Below are 26,291 nucleotides of genomic sequence, written 5' to 3' on the forward strand. Positions count from 1 at the left end.
AGGAAAATACCTTTCTCATAAACATTGACTACATATTGCTATATGTGTATTATCATAAGTAGTTATTAAAACTACATTACAAATTACCGAGGTGTATTTATGAATACTTATGTTCGCGAACCTGTTAATGGATTTACCCATTTAGCCGGTGCCCTTCTTTCATTTGCCGGGCTTTTAGCAATGGTCATCAAGGCTTCACTCGCTGGAATGTCTGGAGTTGCCATTACAGCAGTAATCATTTTCGGTGTTAGCATGATTTTGCTTTATTCCGCTTCCGCTACTTACCATTTGGTCATCGCGAAAGATAAAGTAATTGCATTCTTGCGCCGTCTTGACCATTCCATGATTTTCATTTTAATCGCCGGAACGTATACCCCTTATTGCCTAATATCTCTAAATGGGCGTGCCGGTTGGATCCTCTTTGGCATTGTTTCCACAGCAGCACTTGGCGGTATTATTTTCAAAATGGTCTGGTTCGACTGCCCGCGCTGGCTTTCGACCTCCCTTTATATTATTCTCGGCTGGATGGTAGTATTTGTGGCTCCATTACTATCCGGAAACCTTCATTGGGCAGGTTTATTCCTGCTGATTCTTGGGGGGATTTTTTATACAATTGGCGGCATCATTTATGGTGCGAAGCCTGAATTCCTCCGGACAAAGCATATGGGCTTTCATGAGATATTCCACATTTTTATCCTGCTTGGGAGTTTAGCCCACTTCCTGAGCGTTTATCTATTTGTCTTATAATGAAATTTCACCAACCACTTCGATAACGGGGTGGGTTTTTCACTTATTTTTCCTTCCCTATTCCTATCATCATTGACCATGTTAGGTTTCTTAACATATAATGTATTAAATTATTAAAGTCAGAACATTTGAGTTCTTCAAGGGGGAGTCAGGGTGGGGACTGGAGCGTTTTCCTACAAGGATAAAAAGGTTATTTCCATCGGAGTGGTCAAGGAATTAACAGGGCTTTCCGAACGGCAAATTCGTTATTACGAAGAAAGAAAGCTTATTTTTCCGGATCGGACTTCTGGAGGAAGCCGAAAATACTCCTTCTCCGATGTGGAATTGCTTGTAGAAATTGCTGAAAAAATCGAAGACGGCGTGCAAACTTATGAAATACGCCAGGAAATAAAACGAAAGAAAGCGGATTCCGAAAAGAATATACGCAGGAAAATGATTCAAGGCCAGATTAATGCACATTTTGGATTAAAAAATAACCAATAAGAAATATATGTTAGGTTTTCTAACATGATTATAGAATCCTATCTCCATCCATGCGAAAATATCTCTACAAAGAGGGAAATCAAAGTGGAGGGAGATTTTTTAATGGATCTATTATTTTTAATCAATAGCTTGTGGGTTATGGTAGGCGCTGTTTTGGTCATTTTGATGCTTGGCGGTTTCATCCTCCTTGAGACTGGTTCAACCCGGATGAAGAACGCTGGCCATATTGCCGGAAAAACAATTTTAACATTCGGTATTTCCTCGCTTGCATTCTGGGTGATAGGCTATGGACTTATTTTTGGTGAAGGTAATGCATTTGTTGGATTTTCGGATTTTTTCTATTCTGGTTATGATATTAAAGGCATTAACCTTTCGGGTCCTGTTTTCTTTTTATTTCAGCTAGCCTTTGCCGGTATTTCATTAACAATCGCTTTCGGCGGCTTTGCTGAACGGGCAAAATTATCTGTTTATCTTGTTTTCGCTCTCCTTTTTTCAATTCTAGTTTACCCTGTTATCGCCCACTGGATTTGGGGCGGGGGCTGGCTTGCCGAACACGGCAAGCAGGATTTTGCAGGTTCTACGGTTGTTCATCTGACAGGTGCAATGGCTGCCCTTGCCGGAACAATCTTGCTAAAACCCAGAATTGGAAAGTACAACAAAGATGGCTCCTCCAATAACATTGAGGGACATAATCAGGTGTTTACCGCCTTTAGCGTCCTCCTCCTTTGGGTAGGCTGGTTCGGCTTTAATGCAGGCAGCACGGTTTCCGTTGATGCCGGGTTCTTTGGGTTTGTTGCACTCAATACAAATCTGGCAGCTGCCGCAGGTGTTGTCGCGGCTCTCATAATCTCCTGGGTGGTCACCGGCAAAGCTGATGTGCCAATGATGTTGAACGGAGCATTGGCTGGACTTGTAGCTATAACAGCATCGTGTGCATTCGTTGATACATGGGCAGCAGTGGTAATTGGCTTTATCGCAGGTATTCTTGTATTCTATAGCATCCGTTTCTTTGAATACAGAAAAATTGATGATCCCATTTTTGCCCTTTCTGTCCATGGGGCTTCAGGAGTTTGGGGAACTCTTTCAACTGGATTTTTTGCAACCGAAGAACTTGCGAGCGTCGGCAGACCCGGCCTCTTATATGGTGGAGGCCTTGAACAGCTTGGCGTTCAGGCACTTGGTGTTCTCGCCTCTGGCTCATTTGCCTTCGCCGTTTCTTTCGCGATACTTTACGTTATGAAACTGGCGATGAAAGGCCTGCGTGTAACGGAGGAGGAAGAAATTATCGGTCTCGATATAAGTGAACATGGAAGCTATGGTTATCCAGAGCTTCTGAAAGCCGAAACGAAGCAGGAAGATGCGATTTTTAATCAAAAAAAACATGCCGCAACAGGAACTTTTGCTTCCCAGGAGTGAGTACCCCAAAAGATTCATATACCGAGGGCTTAACTGAGGTGGTTTTCCAAAATGTGATGGCAATGTTATGGCAAGCAACCCAATGTGGTGCCATTCACTGGCTCGCTTGCAGAACCAGGTTGGATATTGGACAGAGGAAGCATCCCGGCCGTCATTGTTAATCTAACTGGCATTACGAATGAAGATGTAGCACATCCACCCCTTCATGCTGATATGCTGGTTGATTTTTATAAGTTTGTCAGAAGCAACTTCCTGATTACCCATCATTCACAGCATGAGCAAGCTTTCATGAAACAGACGGCCAGGGAATCGCAAAAAATATCCTTTCACCACCGAATTATTGATGCTTCTTTTTTAATTGCCTATTCAATCTTGCCTACAAGCAAACTACACTTGAGGATATATCCAAGTTGTGCGGAGTTGAGCCAGCAGGCCGACATCATGCACTAGGCGACGCCATGCTGGCAGCCCAGGTTTAGTCCTATTACCCTGAAAAGGGAATCGGTGCTGGATATAGCATCTTGAACGACATCTACTCAGAGCTTTCAAAATTGAGATAAACAACCTTAAAGTGAAGTTTTCAATTTGTTCCTACCCTTAGACCCGACTAAAGAAAATGAGTGCATGATTCCGTCCGCTTTCTTGTTGGAAAATGCAACCTGATAGGGAGCGCTTACATGATTGATAAATAAGCTTTCCCCCTCTTCTAAGGTATTTTTAAAGAGGAGCAATTTTTCAAATTGTCTAAAAAAGATGTTGACACCTTCCCGAATTCTCTGATAGATTATGTTTAAATTATTTTTAAAAAATAAAATTGATGACGAGAAGAGTAAGCTAGGAAGACTGTTCCCCAGAGAGCCGGCAGATGGTGAAAGCCGGTGTCCAGTGCCTATCCGAAAATCATCTCCGAGATGCAAAGCTGAAGTAAAAGTAAGCTTTGACGGGATTTCCGCCGTTACAAGGAAGACGTATGTTTGTACGTTGACTGAGCGCCGCAATCATCTTTGATGTTGCGGAATAAGGGTGGTAACGCGAGTTCATTAACTCGTCCCTGTATAACGGGGGCGGGTTTTTTATTTTTCAAAATAATTTCCGCATTGTGTACAGTCACAGTGCACTACTTCTAAAAAGAAAGGGAGAATTAGAGAAATGAAAAAGTTTGACACGTTGTTTATTGGCTTTATGTTGTTTTCTATGTTTTTTGGAGCAGGCAATCTAATTTTCCCTCCTTTCCTTGGGGCTCTTTCCGGTACATCCTACTGGCTTGCGATGGCTGGATTTGTACTTACCGCTGTTGGCCTTCCACTCCTTGTCATCCTTGCAGTTGCACGGGTTAAAGGCGGTGCAGCAGAAATGGGAAATCGTGTTCATCCAGTCTTCAGTGCGGTTTTCATTGCAGTCGTTTATCTTTCTATCGGTCCATTCCTTGCGATTCCGCGAAATGCATCCGTTGCGTTTGAAATGGGCGTTTTGCCGTTCGCACCAGATACAATGAATCAAACAGTCGCTTTATTCGTATACTCGGCATTATTCTTCCTTGTTGCCTTTTTCACTGCATTAAACCAAGACAAGATGCAAAAATATATGGGTCGCTGGATCACTCCCGTATTGCTTGTATCCATCGTCGTCCTTTGTGTAGTAGGCTTCGTCAAGCTCGATGGTTCCCTTCTTGCTCCATCTGGCGGCTATGATACCGGGGCATTTTTCAAAGGCTTCCTTGAAGGGTATAACACAATGGATGCTCTAGCTTCCCTTACCTTCGGGATTGTAATCATCACTGCTGTCAAACAGCATGGTGTGAAAGACGAAAAGCAGCTTACTAGCTATTTGATGAAAGCTGCAGTCATTGCAGGTTCATTGCTTGCTCTGGTATATGTATCGATTGGTTGGGTAGGCGCGAGAATGGGCGAGAGCGGTCCATTCGAATCAGGTGCTGAGCTTCTCGCTACCGCCTCGACTCTAATTTTGGGCAAACCAGGAACAGCACTTCTCGGTTTGATCTTCACCCTAGCCTGCTTCACAACAGTTGTCGGTCTAACTTCGGCCTGTGGTGAGTATTTCTCTAAGGTTATTCCAAAGGCAAGCTACAAAGCTGTCGTTACAGCTATCACCTTGATTGGATTCATCCTTTCCAATGCAGGTCTTGCACAAATTCTGAAGGTATCAGTACCATTTTTGGTTACTGCTTATCCGTTAACTATTGTCCTTGTTACACTAAGCTTCTTCCATCGTTATTTCCGGAATCCACGCATGGTGTACGGAACATCGATGTTACTAACTGGCGTGTTCGCGGCTATTAGCGGGCTTACCACATTCGGCCTTGACCTTGGCCCACTGGTGACTTTTAGGAATGCATTGCCTTTTGCATCAGCTGGTATGGACTGGGTTGTTCCAGCTATTGTTGGCGCTTTGATTGGCCTAGCCTTTAGCGGAAAAAAAGAACCGGCCACTTTGCCGCAAAACCTGAAAACTTCATAAGAAAGCAACAAGGCTGGCTCCCTATAAAGGTGCCAGCCTTTTCTCTTATTTGTTCATCTTTCGTGCAAAAGCCTCAATTTTTCCCCTATCGAGTCCATCTTTATCTTCCTTCAGTCCTAAGATTGATTTGACAATAATAGCCTCAAGGAGGTTAAGCTCTTGGATATGGATCTGATAGCCTAAAATATCAGCAGCTGCCGCTTGTATCATCAGCTCTTTCGGATACGCCTGCTGAAGCTCCTTTTCCCGCTCCTTCTGGTCTGGATGCGCCCCACAAATGAATAAGCCAAGCTTTTTTCTCAGAAGCTCTTGCCTGTTCTTAACAATGTAACGGGACATCGTCTTTTGGATTTTTCCAAAGTAAATGGATCCGCCCAGAATTACTGCATCAAAGCCGGCCAAAGGGGGAATATTATCATCTGATAGCTTCACAGCGACCACTTCCCCATTAAGACTCTCAGCAAGAATCGATGCTGCATGGGCCACTGTTCCATGTTTTGATTCATAAAGGATCAATGTTTTCACACGAAATCACCTTCCACTTCCTTTACATTGTAAAGGACAAGATACAAGCAAAACGCAATCAACAAAGTAATCACAGCAAATATGCCCGTCTCAGCAAGGCTGGTTGTCACTCCAGCTAAAAACATCCTAACAGCCATCGCTGTAACAGCGGTCGACAGTGTCAAAACTTTAATAATAATTATAGGTCCAAGCAAATATCCTGCCGGTCTTCGTTTCAGTAACATCCATCCTGCAACTATTCCGATAGGAACCACAAAACCCAGGTCAAGTGCCTGGATGACGAGGGTGGTGTAATGGTCAAGTCCTACCGGTACCACCTTCCGAGTCAGTGAGGGTACAATCCTGCCAAACCACATCAATCCGATTGCAATCCCCAGAAAAATCAATACACCGCCTAAAAACCGAACCGGCATCGTTTCCTTAAAACGCGCGGCCAGTGCGTTGGTGTTGAAGGAAGTCAATATTAGAGTAAAAGCAAAGAAGCTTGTAGACATAAGAAGTACATAGATGAGGAAGAATGGATTATAAGCCGAAAGAAAGGAGTACGAAGCATAGGTGTAAAGAAAATAGCCAAGGGTGCCTGCAAGTAACAGCCTTCCCTTCAAAAGCCCCTTATTCGAAAGAAAAAGGGAAACAATCAAAAGCGGGATTCCCAGAACAAGTGTGACAATATCTTGGGCAATCTCCTGTTCTGCCCCCGAAACAGAATCATGTTTGTACAAACCTTTTCCATAAAGATCAATTATCTCACCGGATACGGTTTTATACGGATGAGGCCCCGCACCTTCACTTGAAAATATTCCCCAGGCTGAAGCAAGAGCAGCTAACAAAATAATAAAGATAGTCAACCATGCAATCAGACGGTTACCTTTCATCACTTTACACCCCATTTATATATACATTCACCATCATTCTAGCTGATTGGCTTTAATTGTTTACAGAAGAGTTTGTCAATTCGGTGAAGAGTATCGCGCAATAAAAAAGTCCTTGCAAAGGTTCCAGAAAGGAACCTTCACAAGGACTTAAATAGATGAGTTATTTTTGAGTTATTTTTTCACTATAAAATAGCCAGCCGCCATAATCGCAAACCAAATAGGTGCAACCAGCAAGGCCACAGAAGTTCCCTCAATAAAGCCCATTGAAATGACAACAACAGCTAGCAGTGCGAGCGCGAGATAAGATGATGCCGGATGGAAAGGCATCCTGAAGAGCTTGCTGCCGCCTGTTAACTTACGGAATTTTATATGCGTCAAGAGAATGATTGTCCAACTTGTCACCGCAGCAATTGTCGCAATCGACATAATGTAGGAGAAGACTTTCTCTGGCACAACGTAATTCAAGTACACAGCGATAAGAAGAATCGCTGACGTGAATAAGATTCCTCTTGCCGGAATGCCATGTTTATTGAGCTTTCCGAAAAACTTCGGGCCATTTCCTTGGTCCGCAAGGCTGAATAGCATTCTGCCTGTCCCATACATGCCGCTGTTGAACGCCGAAAGAGCGGCCGTCAGGACAACAAAGTTTATGACATCCGCCGCGGCAGGCATGCCGATTTTATCAAAAATAAGCACAAACGGGCTGCCTTCTGTACCAATTTTGTTCCATGGATACAGGGTCATGATGACACCTAGCGCGCCAATGTAAAAAATCAAAATCCTCCAGATAACGTTATTGATAGCTGATGGAATGGTCTTCTTCGGATTCTCTGCTTCACCCGCTGTCAGCCCGATCAATTCAATTCCTCCGAATGAGAACATGACCATGACAAGAGAAAGAACAACTCCCGTTAGACCTTCGGGCATGAAGCCTCCATGGGCCCAGAGATTATCGAAACCAACTGGATTTCCCCCATTACCAAAACCAAACAAGATAATGCCGAGCCCGGCTACGATTAAGCCGATAATAGCAAGGACCTTAATCATGGCAAACCAGAATTCAAATTCTCCAAATGCTTTTACATTGATTAAATTAATGGCGGTCATTAGCGCCAGCACAACCAGAGCAGTCACCCAAGATGGAATGTCAGGGAACCAATACTGGATGTAGGCGCCGACAACCGTAATTTCGGCCATCCCGACAACAACCCAATTGAACCAGTACGTCCAGCCGGTAACGTAGCCGGCAAACCTCCCTAGATACTTGTTAGCATATTCACTAAATGAGCCTGAAACAGGATTGGCAATAGCCATTTCCCCCAGTGCTCTCATAATCAGAAAGATAACCAAACCACCCACAGCATAGGATAGCAGGATGGCGGGGCCGCCTAGTTCTATTGTCGAGCTGGATCCGTAGAAAAGTCCAACTCCAATCGCCCCGCCAAGAGCAATCAACTGAATATGGCGATTACTTAATCCTCGCTTCAATTGATCCTCATTTTTCCCGGGTGGGTTTGAAGGGCTATTCATGTTTGTTGTTTCATCCATTTGTTGCACCCCTAAACACTTATACTTTTACGCTTTTATGCGCTAAAACATCATTTTGTTATCATATCTTAAAATGAGTATTTTGCCTATTCTTTTACCCGCTTTTCTCGAAAAAATGTGTCATTCTGGGAATTGCAATTTTCTGTTAAATATATAAGACTTCCAACTGTTCAGGTTATTACCATTCATACTTAAGCATGAAAGCCGGAAACTAAAGGGGTGTCACATTTAAATCAAAGGGGGCTATTCGTTTGATAAAGAAAACAATAGGTCTAGCAATGGCCGCACTTCTTGTATTCGGCCTTGCTGCCTGCAACAATAATGGGAACGACAATGCAACTGATCATGGAACGGGCGCATACAATGTTCGGAACAATGGGGACAGGGACGACAACAATGACTTCTTCGGAATGGATAATGAAGGGCTATTAACCGAGGAATGGGACCCAGGTCATAACGATGATGACCGTGAAGGACGTTCAGGCACTTTTGGAAATGACAGGAGAGATGGAAAGCAAAACGAGAAACAAAACGACAATGGAAACTGGTTTGGCCGCAATGATTTATCCAGCATCCAAACATCCATGTCGAGTAGAAATTACCCTCACACACAACCAGTTTTGATCCGTCCAGCAGAATACCAATTTGTACGGATGGACGATCAAAACCGCGCAATAAACCAACAAGGGCAAAACCAACAGCAAATACCCGGGGCAATGCCTCCGGTAACGAATCAGGGACAGCTGCCAGGTGCCGGACAACAGGGGCAGGGCTTTTACCCACAACTGGGACAGCAACAAGGTACAGCTCAATTACCACAGCAACAAACAACGAATCGCCAGCAGCCTGCTGCAGCACCTGGAATTAGCCAAATGGCCAAACAAGTAATTGACTTAACGAACGTCCAGCGCCAGCAAAATGGGCTCCCGCCATTACAGGCTGATACACAGCTAAGCGGTGTTGCCCAAAGAAAATCTTTAGACATGGCACAATACAATTACTTTTCCCATACAAGCCCAACATATGGGTCACCGTTTGATATGATGCGCGACTTCGGCGTTTCGTACCGGACTGCAGGTGAAAATATCGCTGTAGGACAGCGTTCTGCTCAAGAAGTCGTACAAGCTTGGATGAACTCTGAAGGACACCGCCGAAACATTTTGAACAGGGAATTCACCCATATCGGGGTAGGGTTCCTGCAAAACAGCAACCACTGGACACAAATGTTCATCGGGAAATAAAACAGCGGTTGCGCGTTAATTGGCAAAGAAGCTGAAAAGCCGGTTCCTTCTTGGAACTCGGCTCTTATTACTGCCTGCTCCTCTTCGATTTCCTCTACCTAGCTGCATTTTGTTGTGTTACTTTTTTAGCTCCGTACACCAGCGCTTGGCACATATAGCTCCCATTTTTTAAAAGGTAAACGTATGCTTCTCATCTCATATTCTTTAAAACCGGCAGCTTTTAAAGAGTATAAACCCTTCTATACGGAATGAACTTTTTTCCTGTATATAGTATGCTAAGTGTGTGATGAAGGGGGCGTTTTTATGTGGCTGCTATTTAGTATTCAACTCGGCACTGCCGTTTTGTTCCTTTTTCTTGGATGGGGTTTAAGGCGGGGAGCGTACTGGCTAATATCAGGCTTTTCAATCAGGCCTAAGGAGGAACAAACCCAGCTTATCGAACGGGGCTACCCACAGAGAACAGGCAGCCTGCTAATAGGGACCGCAATCGGAATGATTGTTTTGCTTCCGCTAATTTTTACGTCATTTCCATATGCGATTGAAGTCAATTTTGGCTTCATGCTGGTTTTCCTGCTTGGAGGGTTCATATATCTCTCACGCTACGAGGTCCCACAAAAGCGAAAAAAGAGCTATATTATTAGCATAAGCATTGGATCAGTGACGATTATTTTAATCGGGATACTGATGTTTTTGGGCTATCAGGATCCGAAGCTAATTTTAAAAGAAGAAAGCTTTGAAGTTACTGGAATGTACGGGGATTCATGGACATACGCGGAAATAGAAGCAGTCAGCCTCCTCGATGACATGCCAGAAGTAACCTGGAAGGTGAACGGATTTGGCCTGGAAACCGTTGCAAAAGGAAAATTCAAGGTAACCGGCTATGGGACGAGTCTGCTGTTCATTCAAAAGGGGGTACCTCCTTACCTTCATATAAAAACAAAAGATGAGGATATATTTATTAACGCCCAGAGTGCCTCCAAGACCCGAGCCTGGGAGAAAAAGCTTACAGGCAGGATTCAATGATGATGAAGGTTAGGCAGGTTTCCATTGGTAAATAACAAATTATTATAATAGTTTTTGGAGGAAAATATGACGACACTAGGATTTATCCGGCATGGAAGCACAGCCTGGAATAAGGAAGGCCGGATACAGGGAAGCTCCGATATTCCGCTCGATCAGGGAGGACTTAACGAAGCTGGCCTGCTTGCAGAAAGGCTTTCAAGCGAAAAATGGGATTATCTTTACGCAAGCCCTCTCCTTCGAGCAAGGAAAACAGCTGAAGTGATTGCCGGCAGGCTGGGAATTGGAGAAATCCATTTTGATTCCCGGCTGCGTGAGGTAAGCTTCGGACAGATTGAAGGTACAATTGAATCGGAGAGAGTTGCCAAGTGGGGCACTGAGTGGCGTAACCTCGATTTAGGATTTGAAAAAAATGAGGATGTGCTGGAACGCGGATTTGCCGCATTGGCTGATATACAGGGGGCCCATCCTGGCAAAAATGTACTGATTGTCAGCCATGGTGCATTTATCCGGAGAGTCCTTTTAGAATTGGTGCCTGGCCTGGAAAAGACCGCACGGCTTAATAACACTGCCGTTACGATTGTCACCCAATCAGATGAAATTTGGGAGTGTGGCTTGTATAATTGCACGAAGCACTTGAGATAAGAATGAGGCAGAATCAATTGTGATTCTGCCTCATTTGTTACTTGATGCGAATTTTCTCCTTCGACTCAATCCAGTCCGGATAAAAAGAGAGTTCCAATGATAGCGGATTGGCAAAGCCTTTCACTTGAGCGAGACTAAAATCCCATATAGATGGTATTATGTAATGGCAATGGCAAACCAATGACCACTGTCCACTTACTTTGTCACCCTTGACCCATGACCAACTAATGCAATGGCGGCTGAATGCTAAACTCATAGTTTAATTCCTGCTCCTTCCGTGTGGCCCTCTTCTGTTTTAAGAAGGGGGCCTTTTTGAGGAAAAAGGGCAGAGCTGCGCAAAAATACAGACCCAAAAAAGTAACGGGTAAAAGTACAGCTAGGAAAGTTAATTTCTCCTTTCGCTCCACCACCTTTATCGTGCTCGGTTCTAATTGTTGAATTGTCAGTGAAGCTTAATGTATGTTTTATTGCATTAAAAATATCGTACTACTTTTAGCAACTTTACATATGGCTTCCCCGTCTAATAGGTAAGAAAACTTCATCCGGGGGGATGAGCATGGATAAGCTTTTAAAAAATGTAACAGTTGTGCTGACGTTTATGGCAGCGTTATACGGGGTATTGTCGATCATTCCCTTTGGGCCGCCTGTATTGTCTGTTTCTGCTGGGGAGCAAAGTGTTTCAGCAGCACAGGGGTCCTTTTGCTGGGAAGGCTATATTAGAGCGAGATGCGAGGATACTCCATCACCGCCAGAATTGGTAAAGCTGCACAACCTTAAACCAATCGTCGTGTCCCCTGGTGAAGAAATAAAGATCGCATTTAAAAAAATCCCTATAGAAGATACAGTAGGAATCAGCCGCTGGGTCAGTGATATTGGAGCAGTAGCCGCGTCCCTGAATGGAAATATCCTTACTGCTCCCGACGAAAAAGGGATTTACGTCTATAGTATGTATGGAAGCTGGGAAAAAGGTTCTTCCGGATATGCGTTTGTGATAGAAGTGAAATAACACTATAAACAGTCTTTTCCGAACTTAACGGGAGAGGCTTTTTATTTTTTTGAGTAATCGATTCCTTTTTCACTTCTTTTTTTAGTAAAAAATTATTAATCAAACGTTTGATTAAATAGTGTTTAACCCAATGCTGGTGCAGGTTTCGAACAATTTCGAAACGAAAGCTATAACTCCCTTACCTCCAAGAAACACCTTTAACTATTTCTCCACTGTTTTAGCAATAATCGCCCCAACTATCAATCCCCATACCGGAGCACTGATATGAAAAAACGATACATTTGATAAGGCAATCAGGAAAGCAAACAACGCACTTAAGCGGAATTTCTCACTGGAAAAACCCATCTGCAAACTGGAAAGGAGCACGCCTAACAGTGAAAAGCCTGCCAATATTGCAATAAAGGCCTGCGGCAAGGCTTGAATGAAGGGCACAATTTTCCACGAGAACACACCAAAGAATAAGGTTAATATTCCTGAAACTACTGAAGCCATATATCTCTTTTGTTTTTCTCCTGCCTCCGGATTGGAACAGATCGCAGTCATCATTCCTGCAATGTTTGCACTTTGGCCGCCGAAAAAGCTAGCTATTATCGAGAAAATCCCGCTAAAAGAAACCACTTTTCGTATTGGCGTTTTGAATTTCGAACTCTCAAGGGCACCTATCCCGGTTGCTACATCATTGCTCAAAATAAGCATAGCAAGAGGCAATGCAAGCGTGATGAAACCTAGCCATGTAAATTCCGGAACCTGCAGAGATGGTAAAGCAAAGGAAAGCCCATTTGATGATATAGTGATATCTTCGGTTAACAACATGGCAATAAATGCAACCATAACCGCAACCACAACTGCCGGAATACGTTTTGACATTCTCGTGCTAACAAAGAATCCAACTAATGCTAAACCGCCTACCATAGGCAGGCCCTTAACTCCCTCGACAAGCTGGACGACATAATTGGTCACTAGCCCAGCAAGCATTGCAGCAATCACTTCTTTGGGTACCCACCTGATAATTTTGGTGAAGAGGCCTGAAACGCCGATTAACAAAATTATCAGGCCTGACATTACATAGCCACCTATGAGCTGAGAATATGTAAAATGTGCTGTTACTGTTGCCAAAAAGGCAACCCCTGAAATTGAATGGCCTCCAGTGATGGGAACTTTAAACCAAAGGGGCATGACAATCCCATATAGTCCGCCAAAAACATATACAGCGAACATCCAATTAATCGTTTGCTCACTGGTAAAATTACCCGCCGTCGCTGCTTGTAAAATAATCAATGCAGGCCCTGTCATTACTAAAGTAGAAGAGATGAGCCCCGCTGAAACCGCTTGGCCCGTTAAATCCTGAAAAGCCGTCTTTTTTTTATTCCCTCTAAATGAATCGTCTCGAATATCTACACGCCGTCTTGGCTCCCCCATGTTTGCCCCCATATGTTAGATAAGTTTGTAGCATTAAACACTTTTTTATCTACTGCCTATATTAGCGAAGTTTGGATTAAAAACAATAAATTTAGCAAATTTAGTAAGAGCTTTTCAGTCCAAACCCCGCATACATTGGAAGGCATTTGCCAAAAATAACTCTATGCTAATTGTGATGGAGGGAATAGGGATGGACAATACACATGAATTTGTGGAAAAGCTTCATGAGAAGCAACGGAAAGATGAAGAAAATAAAAAACGTCAGGGAAAGGGAAATCCAAGCAGGGAGCTCCCGAATAAACAGCACTGAGTAGAATTAAAAAGTAATAGCTAAGTTCGAAAATTTAAAAATTCCCGTTATATCAGTAAGAGCCAACCAAAAAGGCTTTGCAGCCGTTAGCTGCAAAGCCTTTTTTAATCTTCATCCTCTTCAGCTTCGAGAACTTCTGCCCGGACTTTTGTAATCCGGCGGTCGTTCATATCCTCGACCGTAAACAGAACATTTCCATGCTGAACTGTATGCTGCTCTAGCTCACTTGGAATATAACCAAGATGTCCAATGATGAAACCACTCAGCGTATCGTACTCCTGAATTGGCAAGTCAATCTTAAGCAGATTTTCCACTTCATACAAATTGGTTGTACCGTCAATCATGTATGTCCGTTCATCAATCATCTTAATTTCTTCTTCTTCATTGCCAGGCTCATCATATTCGTCAAAAATGTTCCCGACAATTTCTTCAATGACATCCTCAATTGTAACAATGCCATCTGTACCGCCATATTCGTCAATCGCGATTGCCATATGGACATTGTTTGTTTGCATGTCCCTAAAAAGATGATCGATGCGCTGGGATTCCAGGACATAGAACGGATCCCTCAACAGATTCTTCATGTTGAAGGCATCTTCCCCTCTGTTTTCAACAAACTGAATCAAATCCTTTGCATGGAGAATCCCGACAATGTTATCAATATGCTCCTCGTAAACCGGAAAACGGGTGTATCCTTCTTCATTCACAACACGGACTGTTTCTAACAGAGTAGAGTCAATCGGCAATGCGACGATATTTGTTCTATGCGTCATGATATCTGAAACTGTCTTGTTATCCAACTCAAAAATATTATTAATCATGACACGTTCTTCTTCCTGGATGGTTCCTTTTTCCTTACCGACATCAACCATCATCCGGATTTCTTCCTCTGTCACATTCTCTTCCTCGGCATTTGGATCAATTCCAAACACACGGACAACACTGTTCATCGATAGAGTCAGAAATTTAACAAACGGCTTGGTCACCTTTGATAGAACCGTCAACGGAGTTACCGCAAAAAATGCTATAGGTTCAGCTTTTTGCATTGCAATCTGCTTTGGTACAAGTTCACCCAGGACGAGGGTAAAATAAGAAATAACAAGCGTAATAACGACGAGGGATAAGGATTCTAGAACACCCCGGTCAAACGGGACTCCTACTTCATAAAGCCAGGCAGCAAGCCTGCCAGCAAAACTTTGTCCGGCGAAAGCACTCGCCATGAATCCTGCAAGGGTAATCCCTATTTGAATCGTTGCTAGGAATCGACTCGGCTGAGACAATAATTTTTCCAGTGCTTTTGCCTTTTTATTTCCGCCTTCAGCCATAATTTTAATCTTATTATCATTCAAGGAGATGAGTGCAATTTCGGATGCTGCAAAAAATGCATTCAGAATGATAAGTATAACTAGCACCAGTATTTCCGTTAACAACAAAGACCAGCTCCCAAGTATGGAAAGTAACCAGGCTTCAGAAATGAAGCCTTTTCTTATCAGTTATCGTATGTTATTCCATTATTATGCAGGATAACCCCTCCCACCAATGGAAGGTTCACTTTTATATTGTATCGTATTTTCTATGAATAGTCTTGTCAAACAATAATAATCACTCTACTATCGCTGTACCTCTTTGGCATTTCCTACCTTAAAAACGGATTTTCTTTCCCTTTTGAAGCTAGGTATAAATCGCTTTTTATAAATCATCGCTATCAGATTTAACAGCTTTTGCGGCAGTTTTTTGGGAAACCAGCCATGTTTATACAGGAAAGAATGGGCCATTTTCAAGTCTTCCCATTGTTTACACTGCTTGGTCTGTCGAAACCGCGCCACATCGATTATCTTTATTTTTCCGCTAAAGGTTATAAAAATATTCTTTAAATGGATATCTGAAGGGTTAAGCCCGCGCTGCCGGGCCTGGGAAAGTGCATAATCTATTCCGGTTATTTTTTCTTCCTTAATATGAATACCTTTAATCAGGCATTCAAAGAGAGTAACCCCTGCTATATAGTCAATGACAATGTAATTGGTACCGGTTTCGTATAGTTTTGGAAAGTATTCCAGTCCTTCCAGAAGGCGATAAATTTCTGCCTCTTCATTGGCAATGTGGACAAAGGAGGGATAATATACCTTCAGCACTTTGTCAGTTTTTCCGACCCTAAACACACAGGCACTGCGTCCTGCCCCAACAAAGGTAAGATTTTCATCCTGATTTAGGATGGCAATTTTCATGCCTCTTTTTTTATACGTCACACTTTGAGCCAGTTCCTGATATAATCTCATATCTCTCACACCTTTATTGAAGACTGGCGTTTATGGCCGATAGTCTATTTTATTCACAAGCAGGAAAAGGTGCCTTTAAGCATCATGATTTCACAAGGGAATAAGAGACTATTTCTTTATTTTATACTTTCCTGAACTAAATAGCATCCGTCCAAAACTACATCAAGCCCAAAAGTAGTTTCCAGCTCTTTAAAAATATAAAAACTGATACCAATTCGGTATCAGTCATTACTTTATCCCGCTCACCAACAACCAGGAGATTAATTTCTTAAAGATTGAAGCTCACTTATTCAATATGCTTTTTTAAGTGATTCTTCGTCATTGAAATCCAGCCGTATTTTTCCAATCTAAGAAAAAGTGATGTAACAACCGGTTTACCGGCTGAAATAAACTCAGAGAACTTAATCGGATATGTGCTTTTTCAGTCATTCAGACACTTCCGCCGCTACCGAATTTTTTAAAACATTAATAGCCTCTGCCGCCTGCTGCTCATACGCATGGTATTTATAAACGTACTAACAAGATTTTCCATAAGTAATCCCTATACTTTACCTCTTATCTTATGATTTTAAAGACTCGATGGTTTCTTCTATTCCCTCGATTAATGAAACTCTCGGGAACCAGTGAAGCACTTCAAGGGCTTTCTGATTTAGGAGACAACTATTCCGTATATCGCCAGCCCGTTCTGGCAACTGGACGATTTCCGGGCGGTTATCTGTTAGCAGGGAAAGGAGAAAAATAAGATCATTAATAGACTTTGTTGTATTGGAACTAATATTAATCGTTTGATAATCACCATGATGAATAGCCTGAAGATTGGCAGCAGCTACATCCTTAACAAAAACAAAATCTCTCCGCTGGTTGCCGTCGCCATACATTGTCAAGGGCCGGTTAAGCATAAAACTATCCAAAAAACTCCGAATTACTCCCGCTTCCCCTTTAATGCTTTGCCTTGGCCCATATACATTCGCATACCGTAAAATCGTATAATTTAAGTTAAATAGCTTTGAGTAAAGTTGGATATACGTCTCTCCTGTTAATTTTGACAGCCCATAGAATGACTCCGGAGCAAGTGGATGGTTTTCATCAATTGGGATATACTTCGGTGCTCCATATACTGCTGCAGATGATGAATAAATGATTTTTTTCACCTGGTATTTTTGGCAGCAGTCTAAAAGTTTGATGGTCCCATTAATATTTTGCCTGCAATCATCAAAGGGATTGTCGATCGATTTCTTCACGGAAACTTGAGCTGCAAAATGTATGACAATCTCCGGTTTTTCTGTCAAAAATACGTTCTCTAAGCCGGAATCGTTCAAATCCATTGCGTAATAGGCAATACCTCCTGGCACATTCCTCTCCATACCGGAAGAAAAATTATCAACGACAGCAACTTGGTAGTTCTCCACTAGCAGCATATCGACAACATGGGATCCAATAAAGCCTCCTCCACCTGTTACTAGTACCTTCAAATTATTTCCGCCTTTCTATTATGAAGGAATTTAACATATCGCCCCCTGGCTATAGGCTGAGGGCCAATTTCGCATTGATTTTTTTAGATAAATAAAAAACAATTCTTTATACCCTATGTCAGATAGGGTGTTTTTGTAAGGGCAGATTTACCTGTTAGATTAAGCTAGGGGCTGTTTAACAGTTTCCAAAATTTTTCCAACGGATTTATAGAGAGGGTTACTGATTCTAAGAAGGGAGATATAACCAAACACACACGACCATTATTTGGTAAAATTCAAAATTTTTTTAATCTAAAATTCAACTTCACTACAAAGCTGCAAAAGTGTTCTAACTCCAAAAACAGTTGCCAGTTGCTGTACCTTATAAATAAATGACACCTGCCTTGGCAAAGTTTAAGGCAAGATGCTGTGGCCGTTGAAAGAGGGGGATATCCCAGTCGATTAAGGTAGGAACATGATTATGATTTTTCAGGTTGATTTCTTATGATTGGGTCCAGCTCCCCAAACATGGCTTTTTGAAAAGACGAGGAAGCCTTCACTCTATCAATACAAGCGTTGCTCCTCCCAGGGTATCCGCAGTTTCTTTAATCGCCCCTTCCCCCTTACCCGGTTTATATATTGAAAGTAATTCGTCCTCTTTAAAGTAAACTAAATAAGACTTGTATGTTTAACCCCCACATTCAGGCAGGTGCCCAGCGGCATTTCTTTCGGTAAATGCACGATTTTACAACGGGGATATCAGCAATTAATTCTGTGTCTAATTCATTTATACCGTGCATGACAAGGATAAGCTCTTTCACTTCATAATCCTGCCTATTGAAATTACTGTATAGAGTATCCAGAAATCCCGGACGTTTAGTGCAGTTAATAACCGAAACCATTTTATCGCCTCCATACTACTATCGATATGAATGGGCTAGCTAAGAAATGCCAACGGAAACCATTGACGGGAACTTATGATAGGGTCTATAATGGTACCTTCGGGCAAAACCGCGTGGTTCGAGAACCTCCCACGATAAAAAACTAAGGAGAGAGACGTTATGAATATTAGAACACTTGCAGTAAACGGTATTATTGCTGCTTTGTACATTGCTGTGACCATGTTGATCCAGCCTCTGGCATTCTCAGCCGTTCAATTCCGGGTTTCCGAGATGTTCAACCATCTCATTGTATTCAACAAGAAGTACTTCTTTGGCATTATTCTTGGTGTATTCCTGGCGAACCTTTTCTTTTCAACGCTTGGTGTACTTGACCTTATATTTGGCTTTGGCCAATCCGTCATTGCACTCCTGATTACCATTTTTGCTTCCCGCTATGTAAAAGGGATTTGGGCAAGAATGGCAATTAACACAACAGTTTTCACGGTAACCATGTTTCTGATTGCCTGGGAGCTGAACATTGCGCTCGATTTCCCGTTTTTGTATACATGGCTTACGGTGGCTATCGGTGAATTTGTCGTTCTCGCTGTTGGCGCTCCTATCATGTATGCTATCCATAAACGTGTCAATTTTGAAAAACTTGTTGGATAAAGTTAAGACCAAATCGCAAATGCGGTTTGGTCTTTTTTATGGCAATGACTCTGTTGATATCCGCTCCCCAACGGGAATCACAAAGAATTTTAGTACATCCATAATTTTTTCATTTTCTTACAATTAAGGTTTGTGATTTCCATCCATACCCATTATAACTTCCATTATTGGCCTGTTCTTCGCATTTCTGTAGATAAGTCTGGGTTCCATCATACCGCTTATTATATTGCACTTTCTCATTGATTATATCGGTAAGCTAGACGATGGAGAGGAAACTGATTCAGCATCCGAACACATTGCCTGAGCGCATGCGAAAGCCCCTTTGAGGGCTTTCGCAGTCACGCTTCCTGGCTATTGTTTTCGGGTCTAGCCGTTTTTATTTTTGTGAAAAAATAATAGTATTTGTAAATGACTACAATTGCAAGGAAAACCCTTAGTATTAAGCTGTCAGTAAGAAAAAAAGGAATAGCGATCATACAGTCGGCGAAAATCAGAAGGACTGCCTTTTGTTTTGCTGTCATTTCCCGCTTCTTTACAAAACCTTCGAGATGTTCCTTATAAATCCTGGTACCCTTGAACCAAATCTCAAACTTTTCAGAACCCCGCATAAAGCAGTAGGACGCAAGTAAGAGCAAGGGGGTGGTCGGGATTACTGGAAGAAATATACCAATTATACCTAGGCCCAGTGAAAGGAAGCCGGCCAGAATAAATGCCAGCCGTACCGTTTTTCTTAAAATATCCACCGCCCCCTGCTCTTTCCAATAAAACTATTTCGTTTTAAAGGAGTATTTTGTATAAGAATAATACTCTTCTCCCTTTTCAAGTACTATAGAAGGAAAATCCGGATGATTGATGGCATCTGGATGCTTTTGTGTTTCAAGGCAGACAGCAAGATAAGGCTGCGGCTTCACTCCTCCATTTAGGGTAAAATCGCCCTCAAGCTGGTTGGAGGTATAAACTACAACTGCCGGTTGGTTTGTTTCCACCTCCAGTATACGCCCGCTTTCAGGACAAGTTAGCGAGATGCCTTTGGAGCCCGATAGCACAAATGGGTGGTCGTACCCTCGGCCAGCAAGTAGATTTTGCTCATGGTTCGACACTGTCCCGTCACCTATCTTCCTTCCCATCCTAAAATCAAAGGCTGTACCCTGGGAATCAAGAGTTTTGCCTGTCGGAATCAAATCACTGCCAAGTTCAAGGAACCCATCAGAGTCAATTTGCAAAATGTGGTCCAGTATAGTTGATTTAAAATTGCCGCTCAAGTTGAAGTAACTATGATTAGTCAAATTAATAAGAGTTTTCTTATCGGTCGTTGCATAATACTCACTAATCAATTCATTGTTTTCAGTAATTGTATAAGCTGTCCTGAATGAAACCGTTCCAGGGTAGCCTTCCTCATTTTCCGGGCTTACATATGTAAATTCGATTTTTGCATTCTCACCCGCCCGGCTTGTTTTGGCCGTCCAGACAACCTTATCGAGACCTTTTAACCCGCCATGCAGATGATTTTGGCCATCGTTTTGGGCAAGTTGATAGTCCTTGCCATCGAGTGAAAACCTTCCTTTGTTTATCCGTCCGGCAACCCTTCCGACAACCGATCCAAAATAAGGAGAGTGCTCGATATACTCCTCAATTGACGCAAAGCCAAGGACCACATTTTCAGGTGTTCCCTCTTTGCCTGGTACATTTAGTTCATTGATAATACAGCCATAATCGAGGCATGTCACACTCATGCCATTATTATTTGTTAGTTTATAAGCATGGACCTCTTGCCCGCCTGTTTCCCCAAAAAATTTTTTCGTGATTTCCAATTCTCCATCTCCTCACCGTATTATTATCACCATCCCTTTTTTAATCAGGATGGTATTATCCCTAGGCCTTTATACTATTTATAATAAACTAAAAACAAGCCTATTTCCTTTTATACACTTTGATGCTTCTTATTAAGTAAAAAGCATGCCTTTTTAAACTATTTAGTTCTCGTTAAATCACACAGTAAATAGCACACAAAAAGCATGCCTATTAAACAGGCATGCTTTTTGGGAGCAATTCTTGAACAGAAGCAGCAGGTTTGGGTTGACTGAATAAAAACCCCTGGCCTACAGTACAGCCGCTGGCAACGAGGTAATCAACTTGTTCTTGTCTCTCAATGCCCTCAGCAATAACATGGAAGCCCATATGGAGGCCCATATTAAGAATCGTTTTCACCATTGCTCCTCCATCTTCTTCGGTGGAAATGTCATCAATGAACGATTTGTCAATTTTCACTGTATCAATTGGAAGATGCTTTAAGTTGCTTAACGATGAATACCCCGTACCAAAGTCATCAAGGGCCAGCTTTACACCAAGCTGATGTAGCTCATTCAAGATATAAATTGAGCGGTCAATATTTCTCATAACACTTTCGGTTATTTCAAGTTCCAAGGAACTTGGGTCCATTTCTGTCTCTTCAAGGATTTTTTTAACAGATTCGAGGAAATTGTCATCCTGAAATTGCCTGACCGAAATATTAACCGAAATCGACATAGGCAAATACCCCTGTCTTCGCCATAGAGTGTGTTGTTCACAGGCCTTCCTTAATACCCAATTGCCGATCGGAACAATAAGGCCAGTTTCTTCGGCAAGCGGGATAAATTCAGATGGCGGAATCATCCCTCTTATCGGGTGCTTCCATCTAATCAGCGCTTCAAGCCCAATAATATTGCCGGTACTCAACTCTACCTGTGGCTGGAAAAACAAAGCCAGCTGCTCCTGCTCCAACGCTTTCCTAAGCCCTGTTTCTAATTCCATCTTCCGTGAGGACAAACCCTGAAGGCGTGAGGTATAGAATTGATAGTTATTCTTGCCTCGGTCTTTGGCCAGGTACATCGCTGTATCGGCATTTTTTATCAACGTCTCCCCGTCCTTGCCGTCTATTGGATACATGCTGATTCCAATACTTGGGGTTACATAGAATTCTTCGCCGTTAATCTTGAAAGGCTCGGAAAATTCATTCAGGATTTTCCTGGCTATTTGAACGGTTTTTTCACGATCTATATTTCTTAGGAAAATAGTAAACTCATCTCCACCCTGGCGCGAAACAACCCCCGCCTCCGCAACGGTATGAGCAAGCCTTGATGCAACACCCTGCAAAAGCATATCTCCTACCGAATGGCCTTTTGTATCATTAATTATTTTGAACCTATCAAGGTCCAGAAATAAGACGGATATTGCCTGGCTTGGATTATGCTGCAGTGCTTCAATTAATTGAGTCCGGAATCTATAGCGATTCGGAAGGCCGGTAAGGCTATCAAAATACGCCATTTGTTGGATTGTCTCTTCCGTCTTCTTGCGTTCGGAAATATCCCTTCCAACTATTTGACGCGCAGCCCTGCCTTCAAAAAATATTGGCATTGATATCATTTCAATACTAATTTCTTCACCATTCAACCGTTCAGTCTTAAACTCAATACTGATTTTTGTATCGGGTTCATCAATTGAAAGCGCTCTGTATCTTAACTCGTTTAATACAGATTCTGGTATTAACCTTGAAAGAGGCCTGCCGATCAGCTGCTTTGGGGAATTGTATCCAAACACTATAGCACCTGTCTCATTAATATAATCAATATGGCTTCTGCTATATACCGCAATGATGTCAGGGGACATTTCGACGAGTGTCCTATAACGGTTTTCACTCTCCATTCGCTCTGTAATATCAAAAAGAACAGAACTGAAGTCGATAAGTTTGCCATCTTCATTAGTCGGGATTCCCCTGTCCTGTATCCAGCGGATTTCCCCATCAGAACGGATAATCCGATAAATACTAGTGATAGCTTTACCCTTTTCAAGAGCGGATTCCCTTTCCTTTAAAACAACAAGATCCTCAGGATGGATAACTTTTTTCCATAATTCATGATCTTCATAAAAATCGCTCAAGGAATACCCGTATAGTTTTTCAATTCCCGGTGTAATCATCAAATGGTTTGACTTCATATCGTGTGACCATATAGCGACATCAAGTGTTTCAAAAATATTCTTAAGCCTTTGCCGGTTCTTTTTCAGCTCTGCTGTCGTCAGGTCAATACCATTTATGACCCCAAGAATCAACACACCGGCAATAGCCAGCAACAGAGCATGGACAATTTTTTCATTCACAGAAAAAAGTATGGAACTAGTTTCAGCAATCAACCCCACGATAATTGCCGAAATTAATAATAGTTTCCTAGTGTCCCTGAAAATTGCTTTTAACCTCATTGTTTCCCCTCGATTGCCATTTATCGACATTTTAATCTATGTGTTAAACATACCAAATATGAACCTTCTTCACAATGAAGTTTTTATCGTCCTGGCTATAGAAAAAAATAACTGCATGCCTAAAGACATGCAGCAGTTTGGTTATTGGCCAGTTACTTTACTAGCGGCGTAAGGAATAATCTCAGCGATTTGATCACCAAAAGGGTCCAGCTGCTGAGATTCGAGAACATTTCCTTTCTTATCAAGGATAGCGAAACCCCTAAGAGATTTAGGGCCACTAGGGTCTTTTAATTCTGCCTTTTCGATCAATACAAGGTATTTGTCAGAAAGAAGGGTATAATCAAGCCCCAGGTCTTCCTTCATTTCCTTGTGATCCTCAGGTGAAGACGCACTCAAAGCATATACATCCCCAGGAAACTGATTAAATAATTCTTTGTTCTTCTGCAGCTCGACCAGCTGCGATTTACAATAGTCTCAGGTATTGCCTGTAAAAAAGAATACGAGCGTAGGCTTGTCCTTCTTTTCAAGTGATACCTCTTTGCCTTGGTCATCAAGTATAGCTTTGTTCCCTGAGCAGCCTGCCAGGGTAAAAACAACTGCCAATATTACGTAAAAACCCACATAAAGGCTGCGTTTCTTCATTTTTTCCCACACCTTTCACCAATTCATCGATAAACCCTCATTGGGGATTTACCTTATTATATCCCACCTAATACCCATTGGAGTATTAAATTTATTTGAAACATAAAACAAGCCACACATTGCTGCAATATTTATAACGACACCTGGAACATTGCTCCACCCTCAAATATTTAGCCCCGCTATCCTTTGTCCAAGAGCTGTACTGCAGGAGAGAGTCCTATAAAGAGTAACGGTATATCAAAAACCGTTCATTAATATTTTTTTCAGCAAGCCCGGGCAAGGGGACATCCTGAACCATTTCAAACGGTGTTTGGTATTCAAGAAAATGAACATAGTCACCAGAAGGATAATATAAAATTAAATCAATAGTCCGAGGAACCTCTTCCGCGGAGGCCAGGATATTTTGGATAACTTTTATAAAAATGGCGACTGTAAAAGGGTTGAAAAAATAAAACCTGTTCTCTTCAGGCTGCACTATATATTCCTCTGCAAGCCCACAGTGGAAACGGACCCTGTCTCTACGCTTTTTATACTTAGTAAGATATCCGTTTAAATTCTCCACTGCATCATGATAGAAGACCTCATTAAATTCAACACCTATTGCAGTAGTATTAAACAAATAGTTTACATAAAACGGGAGCCTTCCTTTTCCGCTCCCAAAGTCAACGACCACATCGCTCTTAATTAACTGATACTCCGAGAAAAGTATATCAAGCGCATTATAGGGGGTCGGCTCATAAGGATGGTAATGGATTGATTTCAAAAACCCTTTCTGATTGCCGACAGTTTTTATATTCATTAATGTATCCGTATACCGTTCATCGTCCAATTAGCTCTCAAACCTTCCTATAAGAAAAGCGCAAGCGCCTTGCCAGCGTAAAGGCAGCCCCCCAAGCGTTCACTGCCTTCACCGTCTCATACTAATACTATAGCAAATCCATACGCAGTCACCTATTTCAATGTCCGGGTCAAGAAAGCCTTTGTCCGTTCATTGCGAGGATTTGTAAAAATTTCATCGGGGTGTCCTGACTCAATAATTTCGCCATTATCCATGAAAATAACCTTATTGGCAACTTCGCGGGCAAAACCCATTTCATGAGTGACAACGATCATCGTCATGTGCTCCTCTGCAAGCTTTTTCATAACTTGCAGAACCTCACCTGTCAACTCGGGGTCTAATGCAGATGTTGGCTCATCAAAGAGGAGGATATCAGGATCCATCATCAGAGCCCGGGCTATCGCAACCCTTTGCTTTTGACCGCCGGAAAGTTTGGCAGGGTAAGCATTGGCATGGCCTGTGAGGCCGATTTTTCCTAGCAGTTCGGTACTTCGATGCTGTAAATCCCCAAGCTGTTCATTCTTTACTAACTTCGGTGCAAGCTCAAGATTTTCCTTAACCGTTAGATGAGGAAACAGGTTAAAATGCTGGAATACCATACCCATCTTTGCGGTAATTCGTTTTGTTTCCTGTGGCTTCGGATAGATTCCATCCCTGGCCAGAAAATCGCCTTCTACCTGAATTGACCCGCCATCGATTTTCTCTAAATGGACAAGGCTTCTAAGCATAGTACTTTTTCCCGAACCTGAAGGGCCGATTACGGCAACAACATCATTTTTACTAACCTCGAACGAGATTTTCTTAAGGACATCAAGCGCCCCGTAAGATTTTTTAAGATTGGAGACTTCGATAATGGCCATATTCAGCCCTCCTATTCAAACGTAAATCGGCGTTCAATCCACTTAAAGAAAGCAGTAAGCACCAGAGTCATAATTAAATAAATCACGCCAGCCACGAAGAATGGCACGATAGTAAAATCACGGTTAACAGCAGTCTGGGCGAAATGCAGCAATTCCGGTACTGCTACCGCATAAAGCAGGGCTGTATCCTTTACCAGTGTTATGGATTCGTTGGCTACGGACGGAAGTGCAATCCTGAACATTTGCGGAAGGACAACCCTCGTTGTAGTTTGCCATTTGCTGAGTCCCAGTACTTGGGCTGCTTCGAATTGTCCTTTGTCAATGGCGAGCAGGCCACCCCGGAAGATTTCCGCAAAATATGCGGCATAATTAAGCACAAAGCCCAAGCTTGCCGCGACAAAGCGGTCGAGTACAAGATATTCCCCCACCACAGGAATCATCGGTAATCCAAAACATATAAACAAAAGCTGCAAAAGAAGCGGTGTTCCGCGCATAACATATATGTAGCCCTGAGCCAGCCAGGATAATGGCCTAAAACTGCTTCTAACTGCTAGTGTAAGTAGAAATCCCAGCGGAATTGACAAGATGATCGCAATGAAAAAAAGCAGAACGGTCATCTGGGCGCCTTCAAGCATCGGGCCAAGGATTTCTAGAATATAGTCAAGTGTCATAAGGATTTCCTCCATTTAGCAAGTGCCAATGCAAGCGTAACAAAACAGGGTTTCCTG

The 26,291-nt window shown here is 42.4% G+C and carries 28 protein-coding genes, 1 pseudogene, 1 riboswitch and 1 other annotated feature; of the genes and pseudogenes, 12 read left to right on the plus strand and 17 right to left on the minus strand.

The features are described 5' to 3' along the window. The first annotated feature begins 99 nt into the window (after nt 1–99). From trhA to brnQ, 6 genes are all read left to right on the plus strand, one after another. Entirely contained in the window at nt 100–747 is a 648-nt protein-coding gene (trhA, locus tag AM500_RS23800) for a PAQR family membrane homeostasis protein TrhA (protein WP_053601440.1), read from the plus strand. A gap of 153 nt (nt 748–900) precedes the next feature. Beyond that, the gene (locus tag AM500_RS23805; protein WP_053601441.1) at nt 901–1,230 is read left to right on the plus strand and encodes a MerR family transcriptional regulator; all 330 of its coding nucleotides are present in this window, start codon (nt 901–903) and stop codon (nt 1,228–1,230) included. 102 nt (nt 1,231–1,332) lie between these two features. Further along, nucleotides 1,333–2,646, plus strand: coding sequence for an ammonium transporter (locus tag AM500_RS23810; protein WP_053601863.1), 1,314 nt, complete (start codon nt 1,333–1,335; stop codon nt 2,644–2,646). A 67-nt stretch (nt 2,647–2,713) separates the two neighbouring features. Further along, nucleotides 2,714–2,812 (plus strand): nucleotidyltransferase family protein, encoded by a 99-nt coding sequence (locus AM500_RS26470; protein ID WP_082347363.1) that lies wholly within the window; start codon nt 2,714–2,716, stop codon nt 2,810–2,812. After that, nucleotides 2,773–3,096, plus strand: coding sequence for a hypothetical protein (locus AM500_RS25695; protein ID WP_053601442.1), 324 nt, complete (start codon nt 2,773–2,775; stop codon nt 3,094–3,096). The genes AM500_RS26470 and AM500_RS25695 overlap by 40 nt, the downstream gene beginning before the upstream one ends. A gap of 358 nt (nt 3,097–3,454) precedes the next feature. Next, nucleotides 3,455–3,702, plus strand: a binding site (T-box leader). 93 nt (nt 3,703–3,795) lie between these two features. Continuing rightward, nucleotides 3,796–5,124, plus strand: coding sequence for a branched-chain amino acid transport system II carrier protein (gene brnQ / locus AM500_RS23820; protein ID WP_053601443.1), 1,329 nt, complete (start codon nt 3,796–3,798; stop codon nt 5,122–5,124). A gap of 45 nt (nt 5,125–5,169) precedes the next feature. Here the strand turns inward: brnQ and AM500_RS23825 are convergent, their stop codons facing one another. The 3 genes from AM500_RS23825 to AM500_RS23835 all read right to left on the minus strand — a co-directional run bounded on the left by AM500_RS23825 (nt 5,170) and on the right by AM500_RS23835 (nt 8,072). Continuing rightward, the gene (locus AM500_RS23825) at nt 5,170–5,649 is read right to left on the minus strand and encodes a flavodoxin domain-containing protein (protein ID WP_053601444.1); all 480 of its coding nucleotides are present in this window, start codon (nt 5,647–5,649) and stop codon (nt 5,170–5,172) included. Then, entirely contained in the window at nt 5,646–6,524 is an 879-nt protein-coding gene (locus AM500_RS23830) for a hypothetical protein (protein WP_197282644.1), read from the minus strand. Before AM500_RS23830 ends, AM500_RS23825 begins: the two co-directional genes overlap by 4 nt. 171 nt (nt 6,525–6,695) lie before the next feature. Beyond that, nucleotides 6,696–8,072: an amino acid permease gene (locus AM500_RS23835; protein WP_231688082.1), complete on the minus strand. Its 1,377-nt coding sequence runs from the start codon at nt 8,070–8,072 to the stop codon at nt 6,696–6,698. Nucleotides 8,073–8,656: 584 nt separating this feature from the next. Between AM500_RS23835 and AM500_RS23840 the strand changes: the two genes are divergently transcribed. From AM500_RS23840 to AM500_RS23850, 3 genes are all read left to right on the plus strand, one after another. After that, the gene (locus AM500_RS23840; RefSeq protein WP_053601866.1) at nt 8,657–9,313 is read left to right on the plus strand and encodes a CAP domain-containing protein; all 657 of its coding nucleotides are present in this window, start codon (nt 8,657–8,659) and stop codon (nt 9,311–9,313) included. A gap of 303 nt (nt 9,314–9,616) precedes the next feature. After that, nucleotides 9,617–10,336, plus strand: a complete 720-nt coding sequence (locus AM500_RS23845; protein ID WP_053601445.1) for a DUF3784 domain-containing protein — start codon at nt 9,617–9,619, stop codon at nt 10,334–10,336. A 66-nt stretch (nt 10,337–10,402) separates the two neighbouring features. Further along, nucleotides 10,403–10,978 carry a histidine phosphatase family protein gene (locus tag AM500_RS23850; protein WP_053601446.1) on the plus strand — a complete coding sequence of 192 codons (576 nt, stop codon included), beginning with the start codon at nt 10,403–10,405 and terminating at the stop codon, nt 10,976–10,978. Between the two features lie 37 nt (nt 10,979–11,015). Here AM500_RS23850 and AM500_RS25700 read toward each other — a convergent pair whose 3' ends face one another. Continuing rightward, nucleotides 11,016–11,234, minus strand: coding sequence for a hypothetical protein (locus AM500_RS25700; RefSeq protein ID WP_156319893.1), 219 nt, complete (start codon nt 11,232–11,234; stop codon nt 11,016–11,018). 300 nt (nt 11,235–11,534) lie between these two features. On the opposite strand from AM500_RS25700, the gene AM500_RS23855 reads away from it, so the two are divergent. Next, nucleotides 11,535–11,984 (plus strand): hypothetical protein, encoded by a 450-nt coding sequence (locus tag AM500_RS23855; protein WP_053601447.1) that lies wholly within the window; start codon nt 11,535–11,537, stop codon nt 11,982–11,984. Between the two features lie 201 nt (nt 11,985–12,185). Here the strand turns inward: AM500_RS23855 and AM500_RS23860 are convergent, their stop codons facing one another. Continuing rightward, the gene (locus AM500_RS23860; protein WP_053601448.1) at nt 12,186–13,403 is read right to left on the minus strand and encodes a benzoate/H(+) symporter BenE family transporter; all 1,218 of its coding nucleotides are present in this window, start codon (nt 13,401–13,403) and stop codon (nt 12,186–12,188) included. Nucleotides 13,404–13,593: 190 nt separating this feature from the next. Between AM500_RS23860 and AM500_RS23865 the strand changes: the two genes are divergently transcribed. Continuing rightward, complete coding sequence (locus AM500_RS23865; RefSeq protein WP_043931233.1) at nt 13,594–13,713, plus strand: DUF4023 domain-containing protein; 120 nt, start codon at nt 13,594–13,596, stop codon at nt 13,711–13,713. A 104-nt stretch (nt 13,714–13,817) separates the two neighbouring features. On the opposite strand, the gene AM500_RS23870 is transcribed toward AM500_RS23865, so the two are convergent. The 4 genes from AM500_RS23870 to AM500_RS23885 all read right to left on the minus strand — a co-directional run bounded on the left by AM500_RS23870 (nt 13,818) and on the right by AM500_RS23885 (nt 18,342). Further along, complete coding sequence (locus AM500_RS23870) at nt 13,818–15,143, minus strand: hemolysin family protein (RefSeq protein ID WP_082347449.1); 1,326 nt, start codon at nt 15,141–15,143, stop codon at nt 13,818–13,820. Nucleotides 15,144–15,323: 180 nt separating this feature from the next. After that, nucleotides 15,324–15,989 (minus strand): serine/threonine protein kinase, encoded by a 666-nt coding sequence (locus AM500_RS23875; RefSeq protein WP_053601450.1) that lies wholly within the window; start codon nt 15,987–15,989, stop codon nt 15,324–15,326. Nucleotides 15,990–16,549: 560 nt separating this feature from the next. After that, nucleotides 16,550–17,461 (minus strand): NAD-dependent epimerase/dehydratase family protein, encoded by a 912-nt coding sequence (locus tag AM500_RS23880; RefSeq protein ID WP_053601451.1) that lies wholly within the window; start codon nt 17,459–17,461, stop codon nt 16,550–16,552. Between the two features lie 680 nt (nt 17,462–18,141). Continuing rightward, complete coding sequence (locus tag AM500_RS23885) at nt 18,142–18,342, minus strand: hypothetical protein (RefSeq protein ID WP_053601452.1); 201 nt, start codon at nt 18,340–18,342, stop codon at nt 18,142–18,144. Between the two features lie 107 nt (nt 18,343–18,449). Then, nucleotides 18,450–18,494: riboswitch (PreQ1 riboswitch) on the plus strand. A gap of 7 nt (nt 18,495–18,501) precedes the next feature. On the opposite strand from AM500_RS23885, the gene AM500_RS23890 reads away from it, so the two are divergent. After that, nucleotides 18,502–18,990 (plus strand): QueT transporter family protein, encoded by a 489-nt coding sequence (locus AM500_RS23890; RefSeq protein ID WP_053601453.1) that lies wholly within the window; start codon nt 18,502–18,504, stop codon nt 18,988–18,990. Between the two features lie 338 nt (nt 18,991–19,328). Here AM500_RS23890 and AM500_RS23895 read toward each other — a convergent pair whose 3' ends face one another. The 8 genes and pseudogenes from AM500_RS23895 to AM500_RS23925 all read right to left on the minus strand — a co-directional run bounded on the left by AM500_RS23895 (nt 19,329) and on the right by AM500_RS23925 (nt 26,234). Further along, nucleotides 19,329–19,733: a YbaN family protein gene (locus AM500_RS23895; protein WP_231688083.1), complete on the minus strand. Its 405-nt coding sequence runs from the start codon at nt 19,731–19,733 to the stop codon at nt 19,329–19,331. 24 nt (nt 19,734–19,757) lie between these two features. After that, nucleotides 19,758–20,801, minus strand: coding sequence for an aldose epimerase family protein (locus tag AM500_RS23900; protein WP_053601454.1), 1,044 nt, complete (start codon nt 20,799–20,801; stop codon nt 19,758–19,760). Nucleotides 20,802–21,012: 211 nt separating this feature from the next. Next, nucleotides 21,013–23,223 (minus strand): EAL domain-containing protein, encoded by a 2,211-nt coding sequence (locus AM500_RS23905; protein WP_053601455.1) that lies wholly within the window; start codon nt 23,221–23,223, stop codon nt 21,013–21,015. A 141-nt stretch (nt 23,224–23,364) separates the two neighbouring features. After that, nucleotides 23,365–23,682 (minus strand): annotated as a pseudogene (locus AM500_RS23910) (redoxin domain-containing protein); the annotation flags it as partial. A gap of 15 nt (nt 23,683–23,697) precedes the next feature. After that, the gene (locus tag AM500_RS25705) at nt 23,698–23,865 is read right to left on the minus strand and encodes a hypothetical protein (RefSeq protein ID WP_156319895.1); all 168 of its coding nucleotides are present in this window, start codon (nt 23,863–23,865) and stop codon (nt 23,698–23,700) included. Nucleotides 23,866–24,082: 217 nt separating this feature from the next. Next, nucleotides 24,083–24,664 (minus strand): SAM-dependent methyltransferase, encoded by a 582-nt coding sequence (locus AM500_RS23915; RefSeq protein ID WP_053601868.1) that lies wholly within the window; start codon nt 24,662–24,664, stop codon nt 24,083–24,085. A 152-nt stretch (nt 24,665–24,816) separates the two neighbouring features. Further along, nucleotides 24,817–25,563: an amino acid ABC transporter ATP-binding protein gene (locus AM500_RS23920; RefSeq protein WP_053601457.1), complete on the minus strand. Its 747-nt coding sequence runs from the start codon at nt 25,561–25,563 to the stop codon at nt 24,817–24,819. An 11-nt stretch (nt 25,564–25,574) separates the two neighbouring features. After that, entirely contained in the window at nt 25,575–26,234 is a 660-nt protein-coding gene (locus AM500_RS23925) for an amino acid ABC transporter permease (protein WP_053601458.1), read from the minus strand. Between the last annotated feature and the right edge of the window lie 57 nt (nt 26,235–26,291).

The organism is Bacillus sp. FJAT-18017, from assembly GCF_001278805.1.
In the GTDB taxonomy this organism is placed as follows: Bacteria; Bacillota; Bacilli; order Bacillales; family Cytobacillaceae; genus Bacillus_D.